Source organism: Rhizobium bangladeshense, assembly GCF_001662075.1.
GTDB lineage: Bacteria > Pseudomonadota > Alphaproteobacteria > Rhizobiales > Rhizobiaceae > Rhizobium > Rhizobium bangladeshense_B.
On record NZ_LYPL01000007.1, the window covers coordinates 259558 to 272946 of the forward strand.

Sequence of the window (13389 nt, forward strand, 5' to 3'; positions counted from 1 at the left end):
GAACCGCCTATATCGAATGGGCCAAGACGGGCCGTCCAACTGCCACCGGATACTGGAAGTAAAATGAAATTTCTCGACGAAGCAAAGGTCTATATCCGATCCGGAGACGGCGGCGCGGGCAGCGTCTCCTTCCGGCGCGAGAAATTCATCGAGTTCGGCGGCCCCGATGGCGGTGACGGCGGACGCGGCGGCGATGTCTGGGTGGAGACGGTCAACGGCCTCAATACGCTGATCGATTTCCGCTACCAGCAGCATTTCAAGGCGACGACCGGCACCCATGGCATGGGCAGGAACCGCACCGGCGCCAATGGCAGCGACGTGACGCTCAAGGTCCCTGTCGGAACCCAGATCTTCGAGGAAGACCGAGAAACGCTGATCTGCGATCTCACCGTCGAAGGCCAGCGTTACTGCCTCGCCCATGGCGGCAATGGCGGCTTCGGCAACGCCCACTTCAAGACCTCGACTAATCAAGCGCCGGATTGGGCCAATCCCGGCCTGCCCGGCGAGGAAAAGACCATCTGGCTGCGCCTGAAGCTGATTGCCGATGCCGGTCTCGTCGGCCTGCCCAATGCCGGCAAATCGACCTTCCTGGCGTCGGTTACCCGCGCCCGGCCGAAAATCGCCAACTATCCCTTCACCACGCTGCATCCCAATCTCGGGGTCGCCACCATCGACGAACGGGAATTCATTCTTGCCGATATTCCCGGCCTGATCGAAGGCGCCCATGAAGGTGTCGGCATCGGCGACCGGTTCCTTGGCCATGTCGAGCGCACCCGGGTGCTGCTTCATCTCGTCTCCGCCCAGGAGGAAAAGGTCGGCAAAGCCTATAAGACGGTCAAGCACGAGCTCGAAGCCTATGGCAACGATCTCGCCGACAAGCCGGAAATTGTGGCGCTGTCGCAGATCGACGTGCTCGACGAGGCCGAACTGAAGAAGAAGACGAAGGAATTGGCCGAGGCCTGCGGCAAGACCCCGTTCCAGATTTCGGCCGTCACCGGCAAGGGCATGACCGAGGTCCTGCGGGCGCTGCGCGATATCATCGTTGAAGAAAATGCCGAGGAAAAGCCGGCCAAGGTGCCGAAGCTCAGGCATCGCGACATGATCATCTCCGAAGAGGACACGGGCGAGGATGGGGCCGATGACCAGCCGTAAGCCGCTCGGCCGCTACCGCCGCATCGTCATCAAGATCGGCTCGGCCCTCCTGGTCGACCGCAAGGCTGGGCTGAAAAAGGCCTGGCTCGACGCCATGTGCGCCGACATTGCCGGGCTGAAGGCCAAGGGCATCGATGTGCTCGTCGTTTCCTCGGGCGCGATTGCGCTCGGCCGCTCGGTGCTCGACCTGCCCTCCGGTGCGCTAAAGCTCGAGGAAAGTCAGGCGGCCGCTGCCGTCGGCCAGATCGCGCTCGCGCGTGCCTGGTCGGAAAGCCTGTCGCGCGACGAGATCGTCGCCGGCCAGATCCTGCTGACGCTCGGCGATACAGAAGAGCGCCGCCGCTATCTCAATGCGCGCGCCACCATCAACCAGCTTTTGAAAATCGGCGCGGTGCCGATCATCAACGAAAACGACACGGTCGCGACCAGCGAAATCCGCTATGGCGACAATGATCGCCTGGCGGCCCGCGTCGCGACGATGACCGGCGCCGATCTGCTCATCCTTCTTTCCGATATCGACGGTCTTTATACCGCGCCGCCGCATCTCGATCCGAATGCTGCCTTCCTGGAGACGATCGCCGAAATCACCCCTGACATCGAGGCGATGGCCGGGGGTGCGGCATCCGAGCTTTCACGCGGCGGCATGCGCACCAAGATCGATGCCGGCAAGATCGCCACGACCTCGGGCTGCGCCATGATCATCGCCTCGGGCAAGACCGACAGCCCGCTGTCGGCAATCGAAAATGGCGCCCGTTCCTCCTGGTTCGCGCCGTCGGGCACACCGGTGACCGCCCGCAAGACCTGGATCGCCGGACAGTTGCAGCCGGCCGGCGAACTGCATGTCGACGACGGCGCCGTCACCGCCCTTGGTGCCGGCAAGAGCCTGCTTCCGGCCGGCGTGCGCAGCGTTTCCGGCCTCTTCAGCCGTGGCGACACGGTGGCGATCATCGGCCCGGAAGGTCGCGAGATCGCCCGTGGACTAGTGAGCTACGATGCGGAGGATGCCCGCCGGATCGCCGGCCGCAAGTCGGCCGAAATCGCGGCAATCCTCGGTTATGCCGGACGCGCCGCCATGGTCCATCGCGACGACATGGTGATGACCACACAGATCAGACAGAAATTGGAAAGGCAGAAGAAGGACGCGGCCCATGCCTGATACCGTTGTGCTAAGCCCTGACATTGACGCGCTGATGAACGACATCGGCCGCAAGGCCAAGGCTGCGGCGCGACCGTTGGGCTTTGCCTCCACCGAGGCGAAGAACCGCGCCTTGCACGCCATGGCCGACGCGATCCTGGCCAATAAGGCGCATATCCTTGGCGAAAATGCCAAGGACTTGAAGGAGGTCGAAGGCAGCGAGATGCTCGCCTCCTTCGTCGACCGGCTGACGCTGAACGACAAGCGCATTGCCGAGATGGCCGAGGGAATCCGCGCCATCGCCGGCCTTGCCGATCCGGTCGGCGAAGTCATCGCCGCCTGGGATCGGCCGAACGGCCTGAAGATCGAGCGCGCCCGCACGCCGCTGGGCGTCATCGGCGTCATCTTCGAAAGCCGCCCGAACGTCACCGCCGATGCCGGCGCCCTTTGCCTCAAGGCGGGCAATGCCGTGATCCTGCGCTGCGGCTCGGATTCGCGCCGTTCATCGCAGGCTATCCATACCTGCCTCGTCGACGGCCTGAAGGCGGCCGGCCTTCCAGAGCATGCTATCCAGCTCGTTCCGATCACCGATCGCGCTGCGGTCGGCGCCATGCTGCGCGGTCTGAACGGCGCGATCGACGTCATCGTGCCGCGCGGCGGCAAAAGCCTGGTGGCCCGCGTGCAGAGCGAGGCCCGCGTGCCGGTCTTTGCTCATCTCGAAGGCCTTTGCCACATCTATGTCGATGCCTCCGCCGATATCGAGATGGCAAAGCAGATCGTCGTCAACGCCAAGATGCGCCGCACCGGCATTTGCGGCGCGGCGGAAACCCTGCTCGTCGATGGCGCCGCGATCGGCACGCATCTGACGCCGCTGCTCGAGGTTCTCACCGAGGCCGGCTGCGAGATCCGTGGCTCCGCGACGGTGCTGAAGGTCGCCCCCGGCATCAAGCCGGCGACCGAGGAGGACTGGACGACCGAATATCTCGACGCGATCATTTCGGTCGCCGTCGTCGACGGCATATCCGGCGCGATCGCTCATATTCAGACCTATTCGTCGAACCACACCGAGGCCGTGATCGCCGAAGACCCCGCAGTGGTCGAGCGTTTCTTCACCGAGGTCGATTCGGCGATCCTGCTGCACAATGCCTCGACGCAATTTGCGGATGGCGGCGAGTTCGGCATGGGCGCGGAGATCGGCATCGCTACCGGCAAGATGCATGCGCGCGGCCCAGTCGGCGTCGAGCAGCTCACCTCCTTCAAATACCGGGTGCGCGGTGCCGGACAGACCCGACCTTGACGTGACGACGGAAAATCTGGATCGGCGCTACCTCCGCATGCCGCACAGCGAACGCGGCATGGTCATCGGCCTGTTCGGCGGTTCGTTCAATCCGCCGCATCAGGGCCACGCGCTTGTTGCCGAGATCGCCATCAAGCGGCTCGGCCTGGACCAGCTCTGGTGGATGGTGACCCCGGGCAATCCGCTGAAGAGCCGCAACCAGCTCGCACCGCTTGCCGAACGCATTGCCGAAAGCGAGCGTGTCGCCGCCGATCCGCGCATCAAGGTCACCGCCTTCGAACAGGCATTCGGCGTCAGCTACACCGCCAATACGCTGGCCCGCATCAAGGCCCGCAATCCGCATGCGCACTTCATCTGGATCATGGGCGCCGACAGCCTGCAGAGCTTTCACAAATGGCAGAAGTGGCAGGAGATTGCCCGCACCTTCCCGATCGCCGTGATCGACCGGCCGGGCGCGACACTCTCCTATCTATCCTCGAAGATGACGCGGACCTTCGATTTCGCCCGCATCGACGAGGACGACGCGCGGGTCCTCTGGAAGAAACCGGCGCCGGCCTGGACCTTTATCCACGGGCCCCGCTCTGGCCTGAGCTCGACGGCGATCCGCAACGGCGCGTTGCCGGGCGCAGTCAAATAGGCTGATTTTCAAGAAATCCCAAAAACGAGAAAGCCCGACGGGGGAGGAGATCCGTCGGGCTTATGAACTCGATCGACAACTGGGAGGAGGAGTGTTGTCGATCCTTGTCGAACGGCTATGGGAGGAGGAGAAAGCCGTTTCGATGAGTCTGTTGTACCATATTCCTGAGGAAGGTGAATATCGATTTGTGCAATGCAGCAATGCTGGCAATGCAATACTGACGACGAGAGGCTTCAATTGCTGCCGATTTTATCGGCATTATCGAAGAGTATGGCCAATTGTCGCGGCGGGTCTTTGGTTCGTCGCCGTCTTTCCCAGGCTTTGGCGTACCGCCGAATCTCCTGTTCTCGGAACAGCCATGCGCTTCACGAACACGTGGATCCCTGTCGCCAACCAATTATCCCTGGCCAAAACCCGAGTGTCGTTATATTCGTCGAAATATTTCGAATCCTGGGATAGATCATGCAGAACCGCTGCCAATGGATGAAACTCGCATTCGCCGCGATCGGGGCACTCTGGCTTGGCGCGGCCGCGTCGCCGACACCGGCAGAAGCCGCCGAAAAGCTGACCGTCTTTGCCGCAGCAAGCCTCAAGGACGCGCTCGATGCCGCCAATGACGCCTGGGCCAAGGAGTACGGCAAGGAAGCCGTCGCCTCCTATGCGGCAAGCGGTGCGCTCGCCAAACAGATCGAAAACGCGGCTCCTGCCGATATCTTCATCTCGGCCGATCTCGACTGGATGAATTACGTCGCCAAGAAGAACCTGATCAAGGCCGATAGCCGCGCCAACCTGCTCGGAAACGGGATCGTGCTCGTTGCCGAAAAGGACAAGGCTAAACCGGTCGAGATCAAGCCCGGCTTCGATCTCTCAGGACTTTTGGGTGACGGCAAGCTGGCCATGGGTGAGCCGAAATCGGTCCCGGCCGGCAAATACGCCATGGCCGCGCTCGAAAAGCTCGGCGTTTGGACATCGGTCGAAACCAAGGTCGCCGGCGCCGAAAGCGTGCGCGCCGCCCTCGCCCTGGTCTCCCGCGGCGAGGCTCCCTATGGCATCGTCTACCAGACGGACGCGATAGCCGATAAGGGTGTCGCCATCGTCGGCACCTTCCCGGCCGATTCCCACCCGCCGATCATCTATCCGGTCGCCATTCTTGCCGAGAGCAGGAACCCGGATGCCGCAACCTATCTCGACTTCCTGAAATCCGACAAGGCGGCCGGCTTCTTCACAGCGCAGGGATTTACCGTTCTCAAGTGACTGAGTGGCGAAATGATTGCGGAATCAACAACGACGGCTTAGCGTGAAGGCTGACGGAGCCGGCCTATTGCTCTTTCGTCATGCTCGGGCTTGTCCCGAGCATCTGCATCCGTTTGATAGGGCAGCAGATCCTCGGCACAAGGCCGAGGATGACGCGGAGTAAAAGGGAACTGAGCCTCAGCGAGACTTCGATTTCGTGGAGACAACTGCGTTTGGATATGTTCGGCCTGAGCGATGAAGAATGGACGGCGGTCCTGCTCAGCCTGCGCGTCTCGGTCGTCGCCATGCTGGCGAGCCTGCCCCTGGGCATCCTCGTTGCGCTGCTTCTTGCCCGCGGCCGTTTCTGGGGCAAGTCGGTGCTGAACGGCATCGTCCACCTGCCGCTGATCTTGCCCCCCGTTGTCACCGGTTTTCTACTCCTCATCCTCTTCGGCCGCCGTGGCCCGATCGGCAGCCTGCTCGACCAGTATTTCGGCATCGTCTTTTCCTTTCGCTGGACGGGTGCGGCACTCGCCTGCGCCGTCATGGCCTTTCCGTTGATGGTGCGCAGCATCCGCCTGTCGATCGAGGCGGTCGACCGCAAGCTCGAGGAGGCGGCCGGAACACTGGGTGCCGGCCCGATCCTGGTCTTTCTGACGGTTACGCTGCCACTGACCCTGCCCGGCATCATCACCGGCATGATCCTTTCCTTTGCCAAGGCGATGGGCGAATTCGGCGCGACGATCACTTTCGTCTCCAACATTCCCGGTGAGACCCAGACCTTGTCGTCCGCCATCTACACCTTTACCCAGGTGCCCGGCGGCGATGCCGGCGCGCTGCGCCTGACGCTGGTCGCCGTCATCATTTCCATGACCGCCCTACTCGCCTCCGAGTTCCTCGCGCGCTTCGCCGGCCGAAGGGTTGATCCGGAATGACGCTGATCGTCGAGGCAAAACAGAGGCTCGGCGCCTTTCTTCTCGACGCCGCCTTCAGATCCGAAGGCGGCGTGACCGCACTGTTCGGACGCTCCGGCTCCGGAAAGACCTCACTGATCCGCATCATCGCCGGCCTCGCCCGTCCGGACGAGGGCCGCGTTATCCTTGACGGTGAAACCCTGACCGAAACCAAAGCCGGTCTCTTCGTTCCGAAGCACCGCCGTCATTTCGGTTATGTCTTCCAGGAGGCGCGGCTGTTCCCGCATCTCAGCGTTCGCGCCAATCTTTCCTACGGCCGCTGGTTCGCGCCAAGACCTGCACGCGGCGAGAGCTTCGATCACGTCGTCGACCTGCTCGGCATCGAGACGCTGTTGGATCGCAGCCCCGCAAAACTTTCCGGCGGCGAGAAGCAGCGGGTCGCGATCGGCCGCGCCCTTCTCTGCTCGCCCCGGCTGCTCTTGATGGACGAGCCGCTGGCCGCCCTCGACGAGGCGCGCAAGGTCGAGATCCTGCCCTATCTCGAGCGATTGCGCGATCAGACCGACATCCCGATCGTCTATGTCAGCCATTCGATCGCCGAGGTGGCGCGGCTCGCAAACAAAGTGGTGGTCATGCGCGATGGCAGGGTGGAGGCGGTCGGCCCGGCCGTCGATATTTTGAGCCGCGCCTCTGCGGCCTTCGACCGCAAAGAGGCCGGCGCGCTGCTGCAAGGCACCGTCGAAAGCTTCGACGCGCATCACCACCTCTCGACCGTCGCCCTCAAATCCGGCCGGCTGCATATTCCCGGCGCGGCACTCGCGCCCGGCAGGCCGGTCCGCATCCGCATCCCGTCGCGCGATGTCATGCTGGCGACGGCAAGGCCGGAGGGGCTCAGTGCCCTCAACATTGTCGAAGGCAGGATCGAACAGCTATTTCAGGATGCGGACGGAACGGTTGAAATCCGGCTCGACTGCGGCGGCGATAGCATCCTCTCGCGCATCACCGCGCTCTCCTGCGAGCGCCTCGACCTCCGGCCCGGCAAGACCGTCTTCGCCGTCATCAAGACGGTTGCCCTAGAACAGGATGATTTTAGGCCTGCTCGGCCAAAAATCTGAATCTTGTTCTAAATTAAAGAGTTAGAGCGTGATGTCGTCCCGAAAACCGCTCACACTTTTCGGCATCACGCTCTGGAGTGCTGATCAGCCCTGTCCGTCCTGCCGTGGGTTGCGCTTTGCTTCAAGCCAGGCAAGGTCCTCGGCAAGGCTCGCTTGCAAAATGCTTTCCATCCGGCGAAACCGCGCCAGTAATTGCTCGCCGAACGGCGTCAGCGCCGCACCGCCGCCCTTCTTCCCGCCGCGCTGCGATTCCACCACCTGTTCGCAGAACATCCGGTTCATCTCGCTGACCAGCAGCCATGCGCGGCGATAGGACATATCCATTGCTCGCCCTGCTGCAGAGATCGATCCGGTCGCGCGAATGTGTTCCAGCAGCTCCATCTTGCCGCGTCCGAGCCGATCCTCATCCGGGAAGCTGATTCGCAAGATGGGAACGAGTGTTTTTGCGGCCGGATCGGTCATTCGATTCTGCAGATGGTGGAATTTCCGGCACTTTACGCTCCGGCCTGGAAACTGTACACCGCCCGGACAAGCAGCGAGGGCAGCAATAGTGTTCAATTCGGTCGCCAGATCGGATTTTCCGCCGCTCCGTACGTTAGCACGTCTTGAAACATTAATGGTTTGATGCCTATCTTAACCATGATCCGGTCGTGATCGGATCTCGTGTTGTGCATGGCTTGTCATTCCAGGAAAGGGAAAGCACTGACAACAGTACACGCCAAGGGAAAAACGCTCGCCGTTCTCCCGAAGAGCGCAGAACGTGGCGCCGATGCCGCTGCCCGCGCCCTAGAAGCCGTCCTCGCCAGCCTCGAGGACTCCAAAGCCGAAGATATCGTCACCATCGACATTGCCGGAAAATCGGCGCTGGGAGACTACATGATCGTCGTCTCCGGCCGCTCGAACAGGCATGTCATGGCGATCTCGGACCACCTGCTCACCGATCTCAAGGACGAAGGCTTCGGTACGGCCCGCGTCGAAGGTCAGGAGGGCGGCGACTGGATCCTGATCGACACCGGTGACATTATCGTGCATGTGTTCCGTCCTGAAATCCGAGAGTTCTACAACATCGAAAAGATGTGGGCGGCTCCCGATATGGATGAAGAAACACGGCACTGACAGGCGGTCCGGCATTCTGACCGGCGCCTGAGACGTGGCATTGACTGGCTGGGAAACATCGTATGCCGGCCGGTGGGCGCGCTTCGTGCGCCGCAGATGCCTCATGAGCGGGAGCGGGTGAATGCGCGTTGGTCTTTTTGCGGTGGGACGGCTGAAATCCGGCCCCGAAAAGGATCTTGCGGCCCGTTATTTTGATCGTTTCGCCAAGGCCGGCCCTGCGGTCGGCCTCGAACTTGCCCGTATCGCCGAGGTTGCCGAAAGCCGCGCTTCCAATGCGGAGACCCGCAAACGCGAGGAGGCGGCGATGCTGTTGAAATCGCTTGCCGAAGGCAGCGTTCTCATTCTTCTCGACGAACGCGGCGAGGCGCTCGACAGCGAAGCCTTTGCAAATCTGCTCGGCGCCTATCGTGACCAGGGCAAGCGCGAGCTGATGATCGCAATCGGCGGCGCCGACGGCCTCGATCCCACGCTCTACGATCGCGCCGACGCCACGCTCTGCCTTGGCAAAATGACCTGGCCGCACCAGCTCGTCCGCACGCTGATCGCCGAGCAGCTCTATCGCGCCGTCACCATTCTGTCCGGCCATCCCTATCACCGCGTCTGAGATGTTCCACGTGGAACTCAAGTCTTTGACGATGCGTCGCATTGTCACGCAGCCGTGTTTCGCGTGGCCGGCCGTTCGCTTGCAAACTTTCTGGCAAAGCGTGCCAAATCAGCTTAGTCTCCGCGCGATTTGAGAGAGTGCCTCGACACGCATGACGACGACACCAACCAGGCAACACCGCATGATTCCGCTGGCACTTGCGGCCGGGTTTGGTGTCGCCGTCATCGTCGTGTCCGCAAATACCTTCACAGTCCGGGCCCAGGAAGCCGCGCCGGCAGCGGCACAATCTGCAGCGCCGCCGCCGGCAGCCGAGCCGCCGCCGCCCGATCCGGCCGCTGAACTTGCCGCCAAACGCGATCAGACCCGCGCCGAGCTCGAAACCCTGTCGAAATCAATCAACCTTTCCTCGGACAAGGTGAGCGAACTCCAGCAAAGCATCGCCAATCTGGAAAAAAGCACGCAGAGCATCCGCCAGGCGCTGATCGATTCCGCCGCCCGCCGCAAGGGGCTCGAGAAGCAGATCCTCGAGAGCGAGAAGAAGCTGGCCGATCTCGGCGTCAAGCAGGATGGCATCCGCCGTTCGCTGCACGAGCGCCGCGGCGTGCTGGCCGAGGTGTTGGCAGCACTCCAGCGCATGGGCCGCAACCCGCCCCCGGCTTTGCTGGTCACCCCCGATGACGCGCTCGCTTCCGTGCGCAGCGCTATCCTGCTCGGCGCCGTCGTGCCAGGCATCCGCAAGGAAACCGACAAGCTCGCCGCAGACCTTGCAAGCCTCGCCGCGCTGCAGACGGCAAGTGCGGCCGAGAAGGCCGGCCTGACGGCGACGATGACCGATAGCATCGAGGAAGAGCGGCGCATGGACCTGCTGCTTGCCGAAAATGACAAGCTCAGCCGCAGCAACGCCGCCGAACTGCAGGCCGAAAGGAAGCGTTCGGAGGAACTGGCGGGCAAGGCGACCAGCCTCGAAGGCCTCGTCGCGTCCATGGAATCCGAGATCGCTTCGGTGCGCGACGCGGCGGCCGCGGCCCGTCAGGCCGAGGAGAACCGCAAGCTCCTGACGGACGAGCAGCGGGCTCAGGCCAAGGCTCTGGCCGAGAGCGGGGTGCCCGATAAAAACCGCATTGCGCCCGCATATCCCTTCGGAGAATTAAGGGCCAAATTGGAGCTGCCGGTGGCAGGCGATATCCTGCGCCAGTTCGGCGATGCCGACGGCACCGGGCACGAAGCCATGGGAATGACGGTCGCCACCAACCCGGAGACGGTGGTGACGGCGCCTGCAGACGGTCTGGTGGTTTTCGCCGGCGCTTTCCGCAGTTACGGCCAGATGATCATTCTTGACGCGGGCGATGGATATCACCTGGTTCTCTCGGGAATGGATACGATCAATACCCGTCAGGGAAAATTCGTTTTTTCCGGCGAGCCGCTCGCCGTGATGGGAGCGAAAAGAGTGGCAAGCGCAACTGCATTGGCGCTGGAAACGGACCGGCCAACGCTTTACATTGAATTTCGAAAAGACGGTAAACCGGTCGATTCCCGACCGTGGTGGACCGCCAAGGACACTGGAAAGGCACGCAATGATTCGTAGGGCTTCTCTTGTTCTGGTCGGCGCATTGATGGGTGCGACCGCGATGAGCGTCATTTACTCGGCAGGTGTGCCGGCAGAAGCGGCCGGATCCTCTACATATAAGGAACTCTCGGTATTTGGCGACGTCTTCGAACGCGTGCGTGCTCAGTATGTCACGCCGCCGGCCGAAGACAAGCTGATCGAGAATGCCATCAACGGCATGCTTTCCTCGCTCGATCCGCATTCGAGCTATATGAATGCGAAGGACGCCGAGGACATGCGCACCCAGACCAAGGGTGAGTTCGGCGGCCTCGGCATCGAAGTCACGATGGAAGACGAGCTCGTCAAGGTCATCACCCCGATCGACGATACGCCCGCCGCCAAGGCCGGCGTTCTCGCCGGCGACTACATCTCCGAGATCGACGGCCAGTCCGTGCGCGGCCTGAAGCTGGAAGATGCGGTCGAGAAGATGCGTGGCGCCGTCAACACGCCGATCAAGCTGACCCTGATCCGCAAGGGCGCCGACAAGCCGATCGAGCTGACGATCGTCCGTGACGTCGTCGCCGTCCAGGCGGTCAAGTCGCGTGTCGAGGACGATGTCGGTTACCTCCGCATCATCTCCTTCACCGAGAAGACCTATCCCGACATGGAAAAGGCGATCAAGAAGATCAAGGACACCGTTCCGGCCGACAAGCTGAAGGGTTATGTCCTCGACCTGCGCCTCAATCCGGGCGGCCTGCTCGACCAGGCGATCAACGTCTCCGATGCCCTGCTGCAGCGCGGGGAGGTCGTCTCGACCCGTGGCCGCAACCCGGATGAAACCCGCCGCTTCAATGCCGGTCCGGGCGACCTGACCGACGGCAAGCCGGTCATCGTGCTGATCAACGGCGGTTCGGCCTCCGCATCGGAAATCGTTGCCGGCGCGCTTCAGGATCTGCGCCGCGCCACCGTTCTCGGCACCCGATCCTTCGGCAAGGGTTCCGTCCAGACGATTATCCCGCTTGGCGAGAACGGCGCGCTGCGCCTGACCACTGCGCTCTACTACACGCCGTCGGGCCGCTCGATCCAGGGCACCGGCATCACGCCTGACATCAAGGTTGAGGAACCGCTGCCGGAAGAACTGCAGGGCAAGATGGTGACCGAAGGCGAATCCAGCCTGCGCGGCCACATCAAGGGTCAGAGCGAAACCGATGAAGGTTCGGGCTCCGTTGCCTACGTGCCGCCGGATCCGAAGGATGACGTTCAGCTGAACTACGCGCTCGACCTTCTGCGCGGCAAGAAGACCGATCCGGCCTTCCCGCCGAACCCTGATAAGGCCGTCGTCGCCAAGTAATCGATCGTCGCAAGGCCGGGCACTCGCCCGGCCTTGACCCTTTCTGCTGTTTCCCGGTTTTGGAGCGGGCGAGAAAATTGGGAACGGACCTGCATGCGCCTTTGGGGCGCAACCGCAAAACCGCCAGCCGGCGTCCTGGCGTGCTTCGCCTCGGCCGCATTGCTGCCAGTCTGTGCCTTTTCGCGATAGGCGGCTTTTCTCTCTATACCGCCTTTCGCGGCGACGGGCTGGAGCGTGCCAAACCGCCGGCGGCCGAACAGGCCGCAACCCAAGCTTCCGGCAAGCCGCCGACGACCGCTGCCGGCCAGGCGGCGGACGGAATGCCCCGCGCCGATCCGCGTTCGGGCGCCAATGTCGAACAGATGATCACCGGCGATGGCTCCGTCGTCACCAAATACAGTCCCCGCCCGCGCGACGGCAGCGGACCGGTTCTGGTCGATGCGATGCAGATCGGCCAAGATCCGCGCATGGCAGCCCAACCCAATGAAGCGTTGCTCGAAGACACCGCCTTTGGCAGGCTGCCGATCGTCGGCCCAGACGGTCGGCGGCCGATGGATCAATATGCCCGCCCCTCATCCGGCGCACGCGGCGTGCGCATTGCCATTGTCGTCAGCGGCCTCGGCCTCAGCCAGACGGGGACGCAACGCGCCATCGCCGAATTGCCGGAGGAGATCACCCTTGCCTTTGCCGCAAGCGGCAACAGCCTGCAGCGCTGGATGCAGGAAGCCCGCCGCGGCGGCCACGAGATTCTTCTGCAGGTCCCGCTCGAGCCATTTGATTATCCGGCCAATGATCCCGGTCCGGAGACCCTGCTGACCTCGAAGCCGGTGGCTCGCAACATCGAGAACCTGCACAAGGCGATGGGCGAAATCACCAATTACACCGGCATCATGAACTATCTCGGCGGCCGTTTCCTCTCCGACCCGGCCGCCATGGAACCGGTCATGCGCGATATCGGCAAACGCGGTCTGCTGTTCCTCGACGACGGCACGTCGGCGCAGTCGAAAACGGCGACGGTCGCCAAGGGCACCGAACTGCCCTATGCCTTTGCCGACCTGCAGCTCGACGGCCAGCTCGATATCGACGCCATCCTGAAGAAGCTCGACGAGCTCGAACGCATCGCCCGCAAGAACGGCCAGGCGATCGGCATCGCCTCTGCTTTCGATGAAAGTATCGACGCGGTCGCCAAATGGAGCGAGGAAGCGTCCATGCGCGGCATCGAGATCGTCGGCGTCGCGGCGCTTTCCAACGACCCGAGAAGCCCCTGAGATAATTCCTGAACGGAGAAG

General features: G+C 62.7%; 13 protein-coding genes. 12 read left to right on the top strand and 1 reads right to left on the bottom strand.

The window, feature by feature from the left end:
• The first annotated feature begins 63 nt into the window (after positions 1-63).
• From obgE to modC, 7 genes are all read left to right on the top strand, one after another.
• Positions 64-1152 carry a GTPase ObgE gene (gene obgE / locus A7X77_RS16575; protein ID WP_064683940.1) on the top strand — a complete coding sequence of 363 codons (1089 nt, stop codon included), beginning with the start codon at positions 64-66 and terminating at the stop codon, positions 1150-1152.
• Complete coding sequence (gene proB, locus A7X77_RS16580; protein WP_064683998.1) at positions 1139-2308, top strand: glutamate 5-kinase; 1170 nt, start codon at positions 1139-1141, stop codon at positions 2306-2308. The genes obgE and proB overlap by 14 nt, the downstream gene beginning before the upstream one ends.
• The gene (locus A7X77_RS16585) at positions 2301-3584 is read left to right on the top strand and encodes a glutamate-5-semialdehyde dehydrogenase (RefSeq protein ID WP_064683941.1); all 1284 of its coding nucleotides are present in this window, start codon (positions 2301-2303) and stop codon (positions 3582-3584) included. Before proB ends, A7X77_RS16585 begins: the two co-directional genes overlap by 8 nt.
• A gap of 37 nt (positions 3585-3621) precedes the next feature.
• Positions 3622-4221: a nicotinate-nucleotide adenylyltransferase gene (locus tag A7X77_RS16590; protein WP_245293755.1), complete on the top strand. Its 600-nt coding sequence runs from the start codon at positions 3622-3624 to the stop codon at positions 4219-4221.
• Positions 4222-4683: 462 nt separating this feature from the next.
• Positions 4684-5475 carry a molybdate ABC transporter substrate-binding protein gene (gene modA, locus A7X77_RS16595; RefSeq protein WP_064683943.1) on the top strand — a complete coding sequence of 264 codons (792 nt, stop codon included), beginning with the start codon at positions 4684-4686 and terminating at the stop codon, positions 5473-5475.
• 212 nt (positions 5476-5687) lie between these two features.
• Positions 5688-6389 carry a molybdate ABC transporter permease subunit gene (gene modB, locus A7X77_RS16600; protein ID WP_064683944.1) on the top strand — a complete coding sequence of 234 codons (702 nt, stop codon included), beginning with the start codon at positions 5688-5690 and terminating at the stop codon, positions 6387-6389.
• Positions 6386-7483, top strand: a complete 1098-nt coding sequence (gene modC / locus A7X77_RS16605; RefSeq protein ID WP_064683945.1) for a molybdenum ABC transporter ATP-binding protein — start codon at positions 6386-6388, stop codon at positions 7481-7483. Before modB ends, modC begins: the two co-directional genes overlap by 4 nt.
• 84 nt (positions 7484-7567) lie before the next feature.
• On the opposite strand, the gene A7X77_RS16610 is transcribed toward modC, so the two are convergent.
• Positions 7568-7945 (bottom strand): winged helix-turn-helix domain-containing protein, encoded by a 378-nt coding sequence (locus A7X77_RS16610; RefSeq protein ID WP_064683946.1) that lies wholly within the window; start codon positions 7943-7945, stop codon positions 7568-7570.
• A 210-nt stretch (positions 7946-8155) separates the two neighbouring features.
• On the opposite strand from A7X77_RS16610, the gene rsfS reads away from it, so the two are divergent.
• From rsfS to A7X77_RS16635, 5 genes are all read left to right on the top strand, one after another.
• Positions 8156-8599 (top strand): ribosome silencing factor, encoded by a 444-nt coding sequence (gene rsfS / locus A7X77_RS16615; protein ID WP_064683947.1) that lies wholly within the window; start codon positions 8156-8158, stop codon positions 8597-8599.
• A 121-nt stretch (positions 8600-8720) separates the two neighbouring features.
• The gene (gene rlmH, locus A7X77_RS16620; RefSeq protein WP_064683948.1) at positions 8721-9203 is read left to right on the top strand and encodes a 23S rRNA (pseudouridine(1915)-N(3))-methyltransferase RlmH; all 483 of its coding nucleotides are present in this window, start codon (positions 8721-8723) and stop codon (positions 9201-9203) included.
• Positions 9204-9384: 181 nt separating this feature from the next.
• Complete coding sequence (locus tag A7X77_RS16625) at positions 9385-10788, top strand: murein hydrolase activator EnvC family protein (RefSeq protein ID WP_064683949.1); 1404 nt, start codon at positions 9385-9387, stop codon at positions 10786-10788.
• Positions 10778-12100 (top strand): S41 family peptidase, encoded by a 1323-nt coding sequence (locus tag A7X77_RS16630; RefSeq protein WP_003543943.1) that lies wholly within the window; start codon positions 10778-10780, stop codon positions 12098-12100. The genes A7X77_RS16625 and A7X77_RS16630 overlap by 11 nt, the downstream gene beginning before the upstream one ends.
• Before the next feature lie 77 nt (positions 12101-12177).
• Positions 12178-13368: a divergent polysaccharide deacetylase family protein gene (locus A7X77_RS16635; RefSeq protein WP_064683950.1), complete on the top strand. Its 1191-nt coding sequence runs from the start codon at positions 12178-12180 to the stop codon at positions 13366-13368.
• The last annotated feature ends 21 nt before the right edge of the window (positions 13369-13389 follow it).

Bases quoted from the DNA above. Each gene is read 5' to 3' on its own strand.
- obgE (WP_064683940.1), top strand. From the start codon at position 64: ATGAAATTTCTCGACGAAGCAAAGGTCTATATCCGATCCGGAGACGGC.
- proB (WP_064683998.1), top strand. From the start codon at position 1,139: ATGACCAGCCGTAAGCCGCTCGGCCGCTACCGCCGCATCGTCATCAAG.
- A7X77_RS16585 (WP_064683941.1), top strand. From the start codon at position 2,301: ATGCCTGATACCGTTGTGCTAAGCCCTGACATTGACGCGCTGATGAAC.
- A7X77_RS16590 (WP_245293755.1), top strand. From the start codon at position 3,622: ATGCCGCACAGCGAACGCGGCATGGTCATCGGCCTGTTCGGCGGTTCG.
- modA (WP_064683943.1), top strand. From the start codon at position 4,684: ATGCAGAACCGCTGCCAATGGATGAAACTCGCATTCGCCGCGATCGGG.
- modC (WP_064683945.1), top strand. From the start codon at position 6,386: ATGACGCTGATCGTCGAGGCAAAACAGAGGCTCGGCGCCTTTCTTCTC.
- A7X77_RS16610 (WP_064683946.1), bottom strand. From the start codon at position 7,945: ATGACCGATCCGGCCGCAAAAACACTCGTTCCCATCTTGCGAATCAGC.
- rsfS (WP_064683947.1), top strand. From the start codon at position 8,156: ATGGCTTGTCATTCCAGGAAAGGGAAAGCACTGACAACAGTACACGCC.
- rlmH (WP_064683948.1), top strand. From the start codon at position 8,721: ATGCGCGTTGGTCTTTTTGCGGTGGGACGGCTGAAATCCGGCCCCGAA.
- A7X77_RS16625 (WP_064683949.1), top strand. From the start codon at position 9,385: ATGATTCCGCTGGCACTTGCGGCCGGGTTTGGTGTCGCCGTCATCGTC.
- A7X77_RS16630 (WP_003543943.1), top strand. From the start codon at position 10,778: ATGATTCGTAGGGCTTCTCTTGTTCTGGTCGGCGCATTGATGGGTGCG.